Here is a 14,361-nt window from a genome sequence, read left to right on the forward strand (position 1 = left end):
GACGCCCAGACAGGCCCGGGGCGGCCGACGACCTTCAGTAGCAGTCCATGGCCGGGCACGACGGGCGTGCCGTGGGCCTCGTAGACCCGGCGTCTCGCGCACGCTGTGGCCGCTGGGCGCAGATGGCCGTCCACGGCGACACCGCCCGCATCCATGGCGCCGCCGACGCCCTTGGAGTGAATCCGCGCACCCATCGCAACCCTATTGAGGCCGGGCCTGCGCCGCCGACCAGCTCTCGGCCGGCCATCCGGCCCGCGCCCTGGCCAGCGTCGTCCTGAGGCGCTCGCCGAGCTGACCGTGGCCGACCAGCACGCGAAGAAGGGCGGGCGGATGTTCTTCCACATCCAGGAGTCGTGATCGAGCTGGGCCAGGAGGATGCGGTCGTCCTCGTCTGCCTCGGGACGTCCTCACGGCAGCATGAGCTGCTGGGCCGGGCGGGAGAGGGCGAGCAAGCGGTGGATGATGCCGGCCACGGGGTCCGGCTGCGGGTCGAGTGCGGTGAAGAACCGCTCGATCTCTGCCGGGCCGGCCGGCAGCGGTGCGGCGAGGCAGTGTCGAGCCCGGGCCCGGGTGTCGGCCAGGGCCGCGGCCCAGGCGGTCTGCTCCGAGGCGACCGGGACCGGGAAGTACGCGTCGGCGCGACCGGCCACGACGAGGAGGCTCGTGCAGGCACGCCGCAGCGCCGCGGCGTCCACGGTGCCGTTCGCGCCGACGCTCTCGACCGCGGCGGCGAGACCCTGCTCGTACTGCTGCATGATGGTCCGCCCGCCGAAGTAGGCCCAGGCCCACACCTGCAGACCGGCTGTCAGGCGATCCACCGGTCTGCGCTGCAGGGCGGTGACGAACTCGTGCGGGTCCGGACCGCCCGGGCCGGACCCGGAATCGCCGGGCGCGGCGTAGCCGAGCACACCGACTCCGAGCAGGGCGATGCAGCAGAAGGCGACGCAGGTCAGGCGCAGGGTACGCCGTTTGGGGACCGGTGCGCGGCGACCGGCAGCGGTGGGGGACCGTCGGCGCAGCCGTCCCGCGACGGCGAACGGGAGCGCCGCGACCAGGCTCACCATCCCCGCCAGTGCCAGGAACTGGGGGAGGTAGAGGCCGAGCAGTTGCAGGCCGTTGCCGGCGGGGAAGGCGCAGGAGGCGCGCACCGTCCGCAGGGCGGGCACGCAGCCGTCGGTCGCGTTCACGGCCAGCAGGACGACCAGGCCGACGGCCGTCGCCGTGCCCGCGCCGACGGCCGCCGATGCGCCGCCACCTCGGCCCAGGAGCGCTCCGGCCGCTGCCGCGAGGACGCTGCCGCAGAGTAGGAGCGCGAAGAGCCAGCCGGTGTAGACCGTCAGGGCCGGGACCAACGGCTGCTCGTCCCGCCAGATCCACACCTGCGCGCGGTGGGTCAGCAGGATGGTCACCGTGCCGACGGCCGCACCGCAGAGCAGGCCGGGCAGTACACCGCCGGTGCGCCGCTGCAGGCCTGTGAGCAGCCTGATGGCCAGCGGGACGAGCCACAGCGCGACGGTCAGCCAGACGGTCCACCGGAACAGAGCCAGGAGCACGACCACCAGCGTGAGGTCGGCCAGGACGTACGAAGTGGTCGAGGGAACCAGCTGCTCCGAGGGCTCGAAGCCGGCGTTCAGGAACGACAGGGCCGTGGTGGAGGAGTACGGCATCCCGGCGGCGAGCGTGGTCCCGCTCGCCTGCCACCAGCCGTACCACCAGGCGAAGGCCGCGGCGGCGACCGAGACGACAGCCGTCCCGGCCGCCGCTCTCCGCAGCCCGGGCCCCAGCCCGGCGCAGAGCGCGGAGCAGCCCGCCGTCCACCAGAGCACTGCTGCGGGCACCAGCACCGGCAGCAGGAGCAGGAGGACCTCCGGGAAGCGCGGCACCCAGTCCAGCCCGAGGAACTGGTTGCAGACCAGCTCGCCCAGCAGGTTTCCGGCCCCGAACCAGAGGCCGGCGCGCAGGCCGGAGGGCGGGACGGTGCCCGACGGGGCGTGGAGCACGCTGCGCCGCACGGCATCTGCCGCCACCGCGGCGGCCAGCACCGCCGCCGGCCACACCCCCGGACCGCCCAGCCAGACCGGCAGGTAGGTGTTGAGCCCGTGGGTGAAGGTGAGCAGATAACCGAGGACCACGACCGAGATCCCGGTGAGCACCAATTGCTGGGGCCGCACCGCCACCGGCGCGGCGGCGTCGGCGAGTGCGGCGACCCGGGCCTCCCAGGACGGATGGGTGCGCAGCAACGCCCGCACCGCCCGGTCCGTCGCCGCCACCGGGCCCCGGCGGCGTACGGGTGCCCGCCGATCCCGGGCCCGCGCCCAGTACCCCGGGTCGGCACCGTGCGCGACGGCGCCGAGGTCGGCGTGGATCTCGCGGGCCCGCAGCAGCTCGGCGGTGGTGAGGTGCATCAACACCACCATGGCCGCCGCCAGGCCCAGATCCCGTACCAGCGGCGCCGGCGGGGGAGAGGGGAAGGCGGGTGTGAGGACGGCGGGCACCAGCCGCCAGCCGACGACCACCACGAAGGGGACGACGACGCAGACGAGGAAGACGCGCCAGAGCGCGAGGGTCAGGTATGTCAGGTCCACGTCCCGGTTGCGCAGGTGGGCGTACTCGTGGAGCAGCGTCGCCTCGAACGCCTGCCGGTCCGTCCGGTACAGGGTCACCAGGCCCAGATCGAGCCTGATCGTGTACCACCCCGACCGTCCGAAGGCGACGGCGTTCGCGCTGAACGGCGCTGCCTGGTCGACCACGAAGGCGGGCGTCCGTGGCAACCCACAACGGGCGGCGAGGGTGCTCAACCACGCGATGAGTTCCGCCTCGTCGAGCGGGACGGTCCTGGTCCGGTACCGCTTCCAGGTCGGGAACAGCAGGTGCACCACGACCCCGAGGACGAGTACCGCGGCGGTCGCCACCAGCGGAGACCCCAACAGCTTCCACGGGCCCACGTACGCGTCGATGCACAGACGGTACGCCGGGTGGCTCAGCGGCAGGTAGTTGGCCTGGCTGGTGTGCCCGGGGTCGACGCCGGCCGCCAGCGCGCAGCCCGCGGTGTCGTGACGAGGGTCGGTCACCAGCAACAGCAGGTTCGAGAGCATGGCCAGCGAACCGGCCGTGAACACCGACGCCAACAGGACGAATCGCCGGGTCGTCCCCGCCCCGGGCGCGGGCAGGAAGGCCCACCCGCGCCCCGCCCCCGCCCAGCTCACGCGCGGCCTTCGGGACGCCGTGCGGTCATCCGCCGTCCCCGGCACCGTCCCCGGCAGCGGACTCGGGCCCGTCCACCGCCCGCGGCAGGAGGGCGAGCCGTCGCACCACGCCGTCCGCGATCCGCTCGCCCCGCTCGGCCGACAGCCGGGCCTGCCGGGCCGCCTCGAGTACGCACTGCTCGACCGAGGCCAACTGCTCCCGAGTGAGGGCGGGCACGCTGACGGGCACCGGGGTCTGGCGTCGGCGGAAGAACCCGCGCCGGGCGGGCCGGTCCCGGCCCACCCGCTGCGCCACCGCGTCGACGACCCGCCGTACGGACTCGTCCGCCGCGAACCAGACGGCAGGGGTCAGCAGGACACCGATCTCCTCCAGCCCGAAGCCCAGGGGCTCGCCCCGGGCGGGCCGGGTGGTGAGGCGCTGCTGCACCTTCTCGGGGTCCAGCCCGCACAGCGACTCGGCCAACGGCACCTCCGCGGGGGCAAGTCGGGTGATGACCGCGGTGACGATGGCATCCCGCAGCTCAGCGGCCGGTGGCTCAGGCAGGAGGTCAGCCGAGGGACTGGAGTTCATGCTGCTCCTTGGCGACCAGCTGGTCGACGTCGGTGGGGCTGAGGGGGTGGACGAGGAGCTCGGGCGCGCTCGTGTAGTCCCAGAACGATGAGCGGCCGGAAGAGTTCGCCCTGGCCCGGTTCGCGGCATCGGCCCGGTCGAACAGCGGGCCGCCCGCCGGGTTGTTGCAAGAGATCTTCCCGGCCAGGCTCGCCCCGGTGAGCCGGTAGGCCCGCAGCCCGCTGCTGCACCCGCCGACCTCCTGGCCTCCGGTGGTGATGGAGGCCACCTTCATTTCGATGTAGACGTTGTCCAGGCGGTGTGCAGGGCTGGTGGCGTTGTACACGGGCCCCGAGAAGGCGACGTCCACCAGGCACCCCGTGTGGCTGCAGGCGACCTTGCTGCCGTCGCCGCGCTGCTGGAGGATCTGGACCGAGCCGCCGGTCGTCGCGGAGGCGAGTTCCTTGGTCAGCCGCACGACCTTGCCGTACAGCGCGGTGGCATCGGTGACCGGCGTCAGGTTGATGCCGAGTGAGTAGGTGAGCGGGGTGTGGGCCTCCATGGCCCTCGACCGTCGGGAGGACGGATCCTTCGCCATCGCCTTCAAGGCGGCCATGGCCGTCTCCAGGTTGGGCGGCTCCCAACGCAACACCCGGTAGGGGGCGTTCTTCGAGACGTACAGGTATCCCTGGACCGTGTCGGCCCGCCAGGCCGGTTGGCCGTCCACGGCGACAGTTGCGTCGGCCTCGTCGCCGACCACCGGCAGGCGTGGCTGCTCGTCGAGGGCTGCCCTCAGCTGCGCGGCCAGCTTGCCGGGTACCACGTATGTCTTGAACCTCGGAGCCAGGTTCTTCTCGTCGCCGCCCGGATCGTAGATCCATCCTTTGAGGGCGGCGTCGTTGCGGTAGCTGACGTAGTCGCGCCCGGCAACCGTCGTCACATCCTCGGCCACCTTGTCCGAGAAGTCTTCGCTCCCGCCCATCGCACCGAACCGCTCGGCGGTGGCGGTCACGGCCAGGTCGTAGTACCCGGTGAACTGGTTGTGGTCCTGGTACCGCACCCCCGGCGCCCGGGCGAGCGCGGCCAACGCCTGATCGAAGGGCTCGCGGACCTCCCGCTTCGGCTCGCCCCCCTCGAAGAGCACGACCACGGCGACGGCGAGCAGGACCAGGAGGGCCAGGGCCGCGAGTGCGAGCCGGCGCCGGCGCCACCATGGTCCGGGCCCGTCATCGACGGGGCCCACGAGCGGGTGGCTGCTGACCGTCGCCTCGACGGAGTCGGCGAGGAACCGCTGGCCCCGCTCCGCCCACTGCGGGCCGTGGACCGCGACGGCCGCTGCCTCCAACTCTTCCCGGAAGGAACGGACATCGGGGTACCGCTCGGCCGGATCCTGAGCAGTGGCCCGCGCCACCACCCGGCGGACCGGCCCCGCCAGTTCCTCATACGTCGACGGAACGAGCCCCGTGCCCACGGGCGCCTCGTGCTGGTCCGCCAGACTCGCCAGGAAGACCACCGCCGCCGAGTAACCGTCAGTGGTGGGCGAGGCGGGTGCGCCCGCCCGTAACTCGGGGGCGGCGTCATCCACCTCCGTGTCCGGAGGGTCGTCCGCCGCAGCGGCCACCGGGCGGGCGGGGGCCTGGAGCCGACAGTGCCCGTCGAGATCCACCAGCACGTCGGCCGCCCGGATGCCGCCGTGCACCAGGCCCTGCTCATGGGCTTGGGCCAGTCCGATCAAGACGTCACGCAGTACCACGACCCCGGCCTCGGGCGGCAGGCGGCGAACGGCCAGCAGCGCCTCCAGGGTGGCACTCGCCACCGCCGTCGCACGCTCCCCGTATAACTTCGGGTCCTGCTTCGATCGTTCCGGCATGCACGCCCCCGTGTCTGCAACCGAATGCGGATCGCCCAGCGTAGGTCCGACGGCGCGTCCCTGTACATGGCGCCGGCCGGACCGACGAGCCGCCTGGTGAGTCCGGTGTGCACCGGGCGCAGGTACCTGTCCGCCACGGCCCGTTGCCGTGGCCGTGCTCACCACCGTCGTCGGTCCCACCGCCCGGGCCGCGCCGGAGGCCGCCGCGGCGGATACCAAGCCACTGGTAAAGCAGGGGGCCGATTCCAACGGTGACGGCTACGCCGATCTCGCCGTCGGCGCCCGAACGCCACGGTCGACGGCCTGAAGAAGGCCGGATTGGTGTCGATCGTGGACGGCTCTGCCACCGGCCTTCGCTCTGACAAGCAGCAGCTGGTCAGCCGTGCCACGCCGGGCGTCCCGGGCGGCCTTGCCGAGTCGTCCATCGGGTGGGGCTACCGGTCCTCGTACGGCGATGTGGACGCGGACGGCTTCGACGACGTGATCCTGACCGGCTCGGGCGTCGGCGCGCCGGGCGTCCTGTGGGGCAGCGCGAAGGGCACCGTGGGAGGTACCCGCATCAGCCAGGCCGACAGCCGATGCTGCGGCCCGTAGGGCTGGGCGGCGTTGGCGTAGCTGGTGGCGATGCGTGCCGCCAGTTGCGGTGGCTGGCCTACTGGGTGGTGCAGCCTGTGCGTGGGTCTTTGTCGGGCGGGATGCGGTTGGCGCCTTGCGGGAGGGTGACGGCGGGGCCGCCGAAGGAGCGGAACTCGATGGTGCTGTCGGGGAGACCTTGGGGCCTGCTCATGCGCATGCGGACCGGTTGGCCGTTGTCGTCCAGCCACGCGTCCACGTGGATCCGCGGGTCACGGTCTGCGGGGGACCCGGGGACGGCGCGGTCCGGAACCGGGGGCGCCAGGCACGGGAAGGTCTTCCGCAGCAGTGTGTTGTGGGCCGTCCGTTCGACGGCCGTCGAGTAGTGCATGACGAGCCGGCCGCCGACGGTCCCCGGCCCCACCCGCTTCGCGTCCCCGCCCACCAGCAGGGTGCTGAGGAAGTCGGGCGCGGAGGACGAGACCGCCGCCGTGCCCCTCTCCCACTCGACCTCGGGGTTGCCGTCGTACCCGGTGTAGTAGTACACGTCGTCGTCGATGCGCCACCGCGACATGCCGGGCAAGGTCAGGGCATCGTGCGGGCTTTGCCACGACATCCGGCCCGGCTCCGGCCAGGACTCCCCGGAGAGGGGGTTCTCGGCGGTGACCAGGACCTCGGCCGCGCCAGCGGCCAGCGCCCGTTCCCCCGCCTCCTTGAGCAGCCGGGCCGGCGGACCCTGGTGGGCGCGCCACAGCGCCTCCACCGCCCGCTCCCGCCGTACGTGCTCGACGGCGTCCGGCACGAACACCACCCCGCCAGCAACCGCGCCCAGCACGGCCACCGGAACCCAGATCCGCCAGTACCTCTTCGGCATCGTCCCCCCTCGTGGTCCCCGCCCCTGCGGGAACCGGATCGTAGATCACGAGGGGGAGGGGACGGGAGACGGGGACCCCTCCGCCCGGCCCGGGGGCTGGCAGAGCGCAGCGACGCACGCCGTCTCGGCCGGGTGCGGCGGGTGATCCGTCACGCAGTGCCGTACGCGGGCCTGGGCCAGGGGGCGTGTGCAGGCCGCGTACGACTGCGGCGGCCCGGTCCCAGTGTCCTGGTGCGCCGAGCACGGGGACGGGGCGGGCCCGGTGCTGGAGTGGCACCCCGGCGGCGGCATCCGGTGCTCCGAGCTGGCCGAGAGCGCTGCCGGGCGGGGGCGGCGGACGGCCTGCCGCGCTTCTACGGCTGGTGCGCGGTGGTGAGGAAGTCCAGGACCAGCGGGCTGGCGTGGGTGCGGGCTTCCTCGAAGTAGGCGTGGCGCATGTCGGGGAGCAGGTGGAGTCGGGCGTGGGGGATGCGGCCGGCGAGCAGGGGTGCGTTGGCGGTGGGGTTGAGCAGGTCGTCGGTTCCGTGAAGGACCAGGGTGGGTGCGCTGATGCTGGGCAGGAGGTCCCAGGCGTTGTGCCGGTTGCTGGCTGCGAGGTGGTGGCGCCGGGAGTGGGCGGGCATGCGGGGGTCGCCGAGGGTGTGGTGCGGGCCGGGGTGGTCGGCGAGCCAGCGGGGTGTGTACATGAGTTCCAGCAGGGCTTGCCGCGCGGCTCCGGGTTGGGGCTGGGTGAGGGCCTGGCGGACGTCGTTGCTGCGTTCGATGCTGTGCGGGCCGCCGGGTGAGGTGCAGCCGAGGACCAGGGCGCTGACGCGGTGTGGGTGGCCGGCGGCGAGCTGCTGGGCCACTCGGCCGCCCATGGACGTGCCGTAGATGTCGGCTCGGTCGATGCCGAGGTCGTCGAGGACGGCGACGACGTCCTGGGCGAACAGTTCGGTGCTGTGGGGGGTGTCGGGCTTGTCGCTGTCGCCGGTGCCGCGGTAGTCGAGGGTGAGGGTGCTGCGGGCGGGATGGAAGTCGGCGCGGACCGGGTCCCACCAGTGGTGGTTGTTGGCCTGGCCCGCCAGGAGGACGAGTGGCGCTCCGTTGCCTTGGAGCTGGTAGGCGATGCGGGTCCCGTCGGGTGTCGTCGTGTACGGCATCGGCTGGTCTCAACTCCGGTGTGGGCGGGCAGGGTACTCCGCTCGGGCTTGAGCGGCTGTCAATTATTGATGCACCGCTCGACCGTTGTTGCGTTGCCTGTAGGCGTCGCGGTCGAAGGCCGGCGGACGGCGGCCGCGGCGGCCCAGCCGCTTGCGGTTGGCCGTCTGGTCGGCCGGTTGCGGGATCACCGCCCGGATTCCGCGCCGCCGTGGATGCCGGCGGATCGCCCGGGACGAGTGGGCCTTGTCGGCCAGGACCACATCCGACGTGGCAGTGGGCCGCCCGATCCGCCGCGGCACCCGCAGGCGGGCCATGACCTGGGCGGATGCCGGTGCGTCACCCGCCTGGCCAGGCGTGATGACGAATGCGAGGGGCCGGCAGTGGCCATCGGCGGCGAGGTGGAAATTCGTGGTCCGTCCGCCGCCGGGGCGTCCGAGGGCATGGTCGGTCGGCCCGTCGGCCGGGGCACCAGCGGGACTCCGACCGAGCAGGGGAGAGGAACGGCCCCTGCATCCTGACCCGCTCGAGGCGGGCCGGCGCGGGGAACACGCTGCCTGGGTGCCGCGGTCACCCACCCGGGGCTCTGACGCTGCCGCGCCTGGCCGGTGACCTTGTGACTTGCCCCTCCCGTGACGTGAGGCCCTACGGTCCCAGGTCATGAAGATCATTGTTCATGACACGGCCTCCTCCATGCTCGATCTCCTGCAGCGCCCGCTGGAGGAGCGGCCAGACGCCCTACGGGAAATGCTCAGCCCTCTGCACAGCGTGATGTCCATTGCCGGCGTGGACGTGGTCCAGATGCACCAGATGGGCAGCGGCTTCCGGATCGACCATGAGGACCCGCGCTACCTGACGGCCCTGCGCCAGATGAGGGACGCGAGGGTGTGGGAACAGATCGAGGACTGCCTCGCCACGGCATGGGAGCGGTTGAGTGGCGCGGTGCCCGGAGCCAGGAGCGCCGAGACCGTGCATGTCGTGCTGGTCCTCGGCGACCCTGATGACGAGCTGCTGACGGTCCGCAACGCCGGCTACCTCGGTATGGGTGGTATCCCCGGGGCGATCCAGCTGACGATGTGGCCTACCGAGACCAGCCTGGCCAGGATCGGGTACGCCGCCGCGCACGAGCTCCACCACAACGTGCGCTATGCCAACGTGGTCTGGAACCCCATGACGGTCACGGTCGGCGAGCAGGTCGTGGCCGAGGGACTGGCCGAGGCGTTCGTACGGGAACTGGCGGGCGAGCCGGCCATGGGCCCCTGGACGACGGCGCTGTGCGGCCCGGAACTGAACGACGTCTGTGAGAAGGTCGCGTCCGCGATCGATGTGGCGGGGATGCAGAACCTGCCCGCCTACGTGTACGGCGACGCAATCGCACAGCGCATGGGGCACCAGCCGGTCGGACTGCCTGACTTCGCCGGATATGCGGCCGGCCTTCGGATCGTGGACGCCCACATGGCAGCCTCCGGCCTCACCGCTGCCCAGAGCACGGCGCTGCCCGCACGCGACATCCTCGCGAACGCAGGTGTATCGAGCAGCGCGTGACTTACCTCGCTCTTCGCCGTCACCCACAGCCAGCCAGCCAGCCAGCCAGCCAGCCAGCCAGCCAGCCAGCCAGCCAGCCGACCGCAGGTCAGTCAGCCGGCGGCTGGGGAGGTCCGGCGAGCAGCTCTGAGGCCACGTCCGAGTATCGGGCGGCCGATTTCAACGAGCGCCATCAGCCGCGCCAGGCCGGTCGAGGTATCAGCCCGACGCGCACACGGGGTTTGCTGAGTGGCCCGGAAGGTAAGCAGAGCGTTTCTGTGGGACGAGGTCTCGGTCCACGGTTCGGCAAATGGCGGTGATGGCTGCGTCGGGGCGCGGCAGGGTGGTGTTCCACACCCGGGTGGTGTTGTCGGCTTCGCGGTGGCCAAGGTGCGCCCGTCTGGGCTGAATGACAGCGCGCACACGGACAGGGGTTACTTCCCGGGCGCTTCCTCGTGTGGCACCCGCAGGCCGACGCCCGCCCTGGCGGGCATGCCCTCCTTCCGTCCCGCGCCGAGCGCGCACCGCGGCGGCAGCCCGCTCCCGTGCCCGCCACGGACCGGCGAGAAGCGTCGGCCTCCCGCCCATCCGGTCGAGCCGAACTGACCGGGTCAGGGCCAGTCGACGGCGAAGGCCCGCCCGGGGTTCCGCGTGAGGATGTGATCCACCAGCTCCGCACCCAGGGCGGCCACCAGCCGGGGTCGCACCCGGCGCAGCAGGTAGGGCATCCCGGGGCCGCCGTCGACCGACCGCGCCCCGGAGACAACGGTGTCCCCGCCGAGCAGCAGCCGATGCCCGAAGCCTGCCTCGGCCAGCGCCTTTACCGCGTCGGGCATCCGCCAGTCCGTGGCGTGATGGGCGAGTGAGGGACCGTCGAACGCCAGATAGCAGCCCGCCTCCGCGGCTTGGCGCTGCACCACGCCGTCGGGCGAGCGGTTGAGGTGCCCGAGGACCACCCGGTGCGGTGGGACCTCCAGCTCGTCACACAGCAGGTCGAGTACGTCGAGTGCGCCCGTGCCGTGCTCCAGGTGGACGGCTATGGGCGCGCCGGTCTCGTGGTGGGCCTCGGCCGCGGCGGCCATCGTCCAGTGCGCGTGCGCATCGAGGGCGTGGAAGCCGCCCGCGACCTTGATGAGCCCGGCGCGGACGCCCGATGCGCCGATGCCTGTGGTCAGTTCGCAGACGAAGACGTCGGCGAGCTTGCCGCGCATCGCGTCGAGGAACTCCGAGTCGTAGTGGGCGGCTTGATGCAGCCCGGTCGCGCACACCACGTGCACCCCGGCCGCGCGGGACAGCGGCGGCAGGTCCGCGACCCGTCGTCCCATGCCGTACGGCGTCCACTGGATGACGCTCGCACCGCCCGCGGCGCGGAACGCGGCCAGTTCGGAGCGTGCGGCCGGGACGTCGTCCAGCTCCTGGCCCGGGAGCTTCGGGCTGCGGATGAAGAGGTGGTCGTGGGCGTCGCACACACCGAGGTCTTCGGGGCGCACGTCTCCGAGGACGGTGCGGACTCGGTTCACCACTGCCGTCCGCGTGGCAGTTCGTGTCTCCCGGGCGCCGACACGTGCAGCACCTCGAAGACGTCGCCCGAGGCCGTGGGCGTGTGGTGGTCCCAGAGCGAGAAGTGGACCAGCTCCCAGCGGTGCGAATCGGCGGCGGCCGCGGCGAGTACGGCGCCGTCCTGCGCGGCCAGTCGCCCGGCTTCGCGCACCGCGTCCTCCATGAACTCGGACAGCGGCACGGCTTCCGGGACCCGCTGTCGCCGGCGCACCGCGACGACGGCGGGGGAGCCGGCCGCGGCGCCCTCCTCGTAGGCCAGACCCGTCCACTGCCGCACCTCGGGCCGCCCGAAGTCATTGACGGGCCCCTGGAAGGCGCCTCCCCACAGGAAGGTGTTCATCCCCTCCATGGTGTTCCAGAGGTAGAACGGCGCGTACTGGTTGACCGGCGAACCGTGTACCCCGCGCTCGCGCATCAGGTACGTCTTGAAGCCGAGGCCGTCCCACTCGTCGAGGGCGTGCCCGAGGCGGGAGACACGGTCGCGGATGATGTCCATGTCGTAGTCGGCGGGCAGGGTCATCTCGTACTGCATGGCGTGCATCGTGAGCTCCTTCCTCAGGCGGGGTAGTGGCCCACGTGTTCGTGCCACTCGACGGTCGAGCCGTCCTCAGCCGCCTCCACGACGGCGAGATGCGTCATGAAGGTGCCGGGAGCGGCGCCGTGCCAGTGCCGTTCGCCGGGCTCGATCCACACGGTGTCGCCCGCCCGGATCGCCGCGACGTCACCGCCCTCGCGCTGGACCAGTCCCTCGCCCTCCAGGACGTGCAGGACCTGGCCGTGGGGGTGGCGGTGCCAGGCGGTGTGCGCGCCGGGAGCGAAGTGCACGCTGAACATCCGCAACCGGGACGGTGACTCCGGGGCAGCTATCTCGTCCAGCCACACCGCGCCCGTGAAGTGCTCCGCCGGGCCCTGCAGGGTGTCGGGTCGCTTCGTCGTGATGTGCATGCGGGATCTCCTCAGGATGCCGGTCGAAGAAGGGAGAGCAAGCCGCGTACCCCCGAGTCGAAGGCCTCGGGCGAGCCCGACGCACGGGCCAGGACGTAGCCCCCTTGCACCGTGGCGAGGACCGTAGCGGCGATCTCCCGCGCGTCGAGGGATCGGGCGAACTGGCCCTGTTCCTGGCCCTCTTCGACGATGCGGGCGAGCCGCTCACGCAGCCAGTCGAGCGTCTCGTCCACCGGGGCCCGCAGATCCTCGTCCGCGACCACGTCCGGGTCCATCGTCAGACGGCCCACCGGGCAGCCGCGCAACACGTCGCGTTCGCGCTCCAGATAGGCCCGGATCCGCTCGTACGGCGTGCCGGGCCCGTCCAGCGCGCTCTGCGCGGAGGCGCGCAGCTCCTCGGCGGTGCGGCGGATCGCGGCCAGCGCGAGGTCCGGTTTGCCCTGGAAGTAGTGGTACATGCTGCCCTGGCCCGCGCCCGCGCGCTCCAGGATCGCCTTGGGGCTGGTGCCTACGTAACCGCGTTCCCACAGCAGTTCGCGGGTGGACTCGATCAGTCGGTCTCGAGTGCTCATGCGAATACTTTACATACTAGTAGGTACAGAATGCGAGCCATACGAGACTCGACAACCAGTGCTGTGGGCGATCGAGTGGGACGGGACGTCGTGGGACGACCCGTCCGACGACCAGCTGCACGATCTGCTGGCCGACATGAGCTTGACCTGGCGGTTTGTCGTGGTTCAGCGACGGGCCGCCGCCCGCGGTAGCCGGGGCGGCGCCTGGCTGGCGCGGGCCGCGCCGGCCAGGGGCCGAGGTCCCCGTCCTGGGCCTTCATAGTTTGTCCGGCGTTTCACCAACCGGCGGGCTCTAGCGCGGCGGTGTCGGCATCAGTGCGAGGCCCACCAGGTCGAGGGGGCCGCGACGGTGTAGCCCAGCGACTCGTACAGCGGTCTGCCCAGCTTCGACGCGGTGAGCGTGAGCGGGAGGTCCGCAAGGGGCGCGAGGGAGCCGAGCATGACGGCCCGCCCCACGCCGCGCGACCGGAAGGACCGGGACGTCGCGATCCAGTAGTGGCTGCCGATGCCGTCGTCCACGACGCTGACGCCGGCTCCCACGGGCACGCCGTCGTGCCTGGCGACGAACACGTCCACGCCCGGCTGCTCGATCAGCGCCGCCGGGAACAGCTCGCCGGGGCGGTACGGCTCGAATCCGGCCAGCTCGAAGCCCTCGATCACGATCCGCTCGGCGGCCTGGAGGTCCTCGTTCCGCCCCGCCCGGATCACCTCCAGTGCGGGTTCACCGACCGGGCCGGGGGGCCGCAGCATGACCGGCATCTGCCAGCTGCGCAGGGCCAGGTGGCTCAGGTCGGTCGAGCTGAACGGATCCTCGACGTTCGCCGGGCCCGGGGCCCGGCGTACCAGCTCGCTCACTTCGGCCAGCTCGTCCGGGTCGAGGTCCGGCTCCTGGATCAGGATCCGCAGGCCGGCGCGCAGGTCGCCGTCGACCGCGACGAACCCGCGGCGGCGGATGACCGCATGCCCCCGGCTTCGGCCGGTCGCCGCCCAAAAGGCGGCGGAGTTACGGGCCTGACGCATCGGGGCATCGGCCAGGGTCAGGGTCACAGGCTGTCCTGCCGGCATGGATTGTGTTGTCATCGCACCGACGGTAATGCCCAACGGCCCGATTTCAGAGGCGGTTTCCCTGCCGTCCCGCAGGGCGCTCATCCCCCGGTCCAGTCGGACGGCATCGGAAGTCGTCCCCTCCTCTGTGATCGGTACGAGCCCGGATCGAGCCAGCGAGGCTGGCGATCCCGTGGGCGCGCGGCAAAACTGTGCCGTAGACCTCGGCGGGGCGCTTGCCGTCCGCCGGCACGACGGCCGCGGCGGGGGAGCTAGCGGGCCGGTCGGGGGCGGGGCGGACGGTGACGCATCCGGTGGTGGCGATCAGGCCGGCGAGGAGGAGGGGAAGGAGCCGGCGGGGCATGCCGCCCACCGTGCCGCATGGGGGCTTCCACCCGGTCCAGACGGCTCCGGCGTGCCCCTCGGACGGATGACCCGCACCGCCTCGCAACCGGGGACAGGGGACCCTGGGAATGAGGGGGCGACCCTGTGAGGGAGGCGCC

The 14,361-nt window shown here is 72.4% G+C and carries 13 protein-coding genes and 1 pseudogene; 3 read left to right on the plus strand and 11 right to left on the minus strand.

Features of this window, described 5'->3' with window-relative positions; genetic code table 11:
- Nucleotides 1-407 precede the first annotated feature (407 nt).
- From ACIQCH_RS01585 to ACIQCH_RS01595, 3 genes are all read right to left on the minus strand, one after another.
- The gene (locus ACIQCH_RS01585; RefSeq protein ID WP_402576899.1) at nucleotides 408-3,119 is read right to left on the minus strand and encodes a M48 family metalloprotease; all 2,712 of its coding nucleotides are present in this window, start codon (nucleotides 3,117-3,119) and stop codon (nucleotides 408-410) included.
- Nucleotides 3,120-3,231: 112 nt separating this feature from the next.
- On the minus strand, nucleotides 3,232-3,777 hold the full coding sequence (locus tag ACIQCH_RS01590; protein WP_402576749.1) for a hypothetical protein: 546 nt from the start codon (nucleotides 3,775-3,777) through the stop codon (nucleotides 3,232-3,234).
- The gene (locus tag ACIQCH_RS01595) at nucleotides 3,755-5,626 is read right to left on the minus strand and encodes a hypothetical protein (RefSeq protein WP_402576751.1); all 1,872 of its coding nucleotides are present in this window, start codon (nucleotides 5,624-5,626) and stop codon (nucleotides 3,755-3,757) included. The genes ACIQCH_RS01590 and ACIQCH_RS01595 overlap by 23 nt, the downstream gene beginning before the upstream one ends.
- 148 nt (nucleotides 5,627-5,774) lie before the next feature.
- Here ACIQCH_RS01595 and ACIQCH_RS01600 point away from each other — a divergent pair, with 148 nt between their 5' ends.
- Both ACIQCH_RS01600 and ACIQCH_RS01605 read left to right on the plus strand, forming a co-directional pair.
- The gene (locus tag ACIQCH_RS01600) at nucleotides 5,775-5,933 is read left to right on the plus strand and encodes a hypothetical protein (protein ID WP_402576753.1); all 159 of its coding nucleotides are present in this window, start codon (nucleotides 5,775-5,777) and stop codon (nucleotides 5,931-5,933) included.
- Between the two features lie 14 nt (nucleotides 5,934-5,947).
- A complete protein-coding gene (locus ACIQCH_RS01605; protein ID WP_402576755.1) occupies nucleotides 5,948-6,220 on the plus strand; it encodes a hypothetical protein in 273 nt (90 codons plus the stop codon).
- A 58-nt stretch (nucleotides 6,221-6,278) separates the two neighbouring features.
- Here ACIQCH_RS01605 and ACIQCH_RS01610 read toward each other — a convergent pair whose 3' ends face one another.
- The 3 genes and pseudogenes from ACIQCH_RS01610 to ACIQCH_RS01620 all read right to left on the minus strand — a co-directional run.
- Nucleotides 6,279-7,073: a hypothetical protein gene (locus ACIQCH_RS01610; protein WP_402576757.1), complete on the minus strand. Its 795-nt coding sequence runs from the start codon at nucleotides 7,071-7,073 to the stop codon at nucleotides 6,279-6,281.
- Nucleotides 7,074-7,426: 353 nt separating this feature from the next.
- The gene (locus ACIQCH_RS01615) at nucleotides 7,427-8,215 is read right to left on the minus strand and encodes an alpha/beta fold hydrolase (RefSeq protein ID WP_402576759.1); all 789 of its coding nucleotides are present in this window, start codon (nucleotides 8,213-8,215) and stop codon (nucleotides 7,427-7,429) included.
- Between the two features lie 65 nt (nucleotides 8,216-8,280).
- Nucleotides 8,281-8,668 (minus strand): annotated as a pseudogene (locus ACIQCH_RS01620) (transposase); the annotation flags it as partial.
- A gap of 205 nt (nucleotides 8,669-8,873) precedes the next feature.
- Between ACIQCH_RS01620 and ACIQCH_RS01625 the strand changes: the two are divergent.
- A complete protein-coding gene (locus ACIQCH_RS01625) occupies nucleotides 8,874-9,758 on the plus strand; it encodes a DUF2268 domain-containing protein (RefSeq protein WP_402576761.1) in 885 nt (294 codons plus the stop codon).
- A 590-nt stretch (nucleotides 9,759-10,348) separates the two neighbouring features.
- Here the strand turns inward: ACIQCH_RS01625 and ACIQCH_RS01630 are convergent.
- The 5 genes from ACIQCH_RS01630 to ACIQCH_RS01650 form a co-directional block, all read right to left on the minus strand.
- Entirely contained in the window at nucleotides 10,349-11,260 is a 912-nt protein-coding gene (locus ACIQCH_RS01630; protein ID WP_402576763.1) for a phosphotriesterase, read from the minus strand.
- Entirely contained in the window at nucleotides 11,254-11,838 is a 585-nt protein-coding gene (locus ACIQCH_RS01635; protein WP_402576765.1) for a DUF4865 family protein, read from the minus strand. The genes ACIQCH_RS01630 and ACIQCH_RS01635 overlap by 7 nt, the downstream gene beginning before the upstream one ends.
- A 14-nt stretch (nucleotides 11,839-11,852) precedes the next feature.
- The gene (locus ACIQCH_RS01640) at nucleotides 11,853-12,242 is read right to left on the minus strand and encodes a cupin domain-containing protein (RefSeq protein WP_402576767.1); all 390 of its coding nucleotides are present in this window, start codon (nucleotides 12,240-12,242) and stop codon (nucleotides 11,853-11,855) included.
- Nucleotides 12,243-12,253: 11 nt separating this feature from the next.
- Nucleotides 12,254-12,814 carry a TetR/AcrR family transcriptional regulator gene (locus tag ACIQCH_RS01645; RefSeq protein ID WP_402576769.1) on the minus strand — a complete coding sequence of 187 codons (561 nt, stop codon included), beginning with the start codon at nucleotides 12,812-12,814 and terminating at the stop codon, nucleotides 12,254-12,256.
- A 312-nt stretch (nucleotides 12,815-13,126) separates the two neighbouring features.
- Nucleotides 13,127-13,861, minus strand: a complete 735-nt coding sequence (locus ACIQCH_RS01650) for a GNAT family N-acetyltransferase (RefSeq protein WP_402576771.1) — start codon at nucleotides 13,859-13,861, stop codon at nucleotides 13,127-13,129.
- Nucleotides 13,862-14,361 lie beyond the last annotated feature (500 nt).

The sequence above is a fragment of the Streptomyces sp. NPDC093225 genome (genome assembly GCF_044753805.1).
GTDB lineage: Bacteria > Actinomycetota > Actinomycetes > Streptomycetales > Streptomycetaceae > Streptomyces.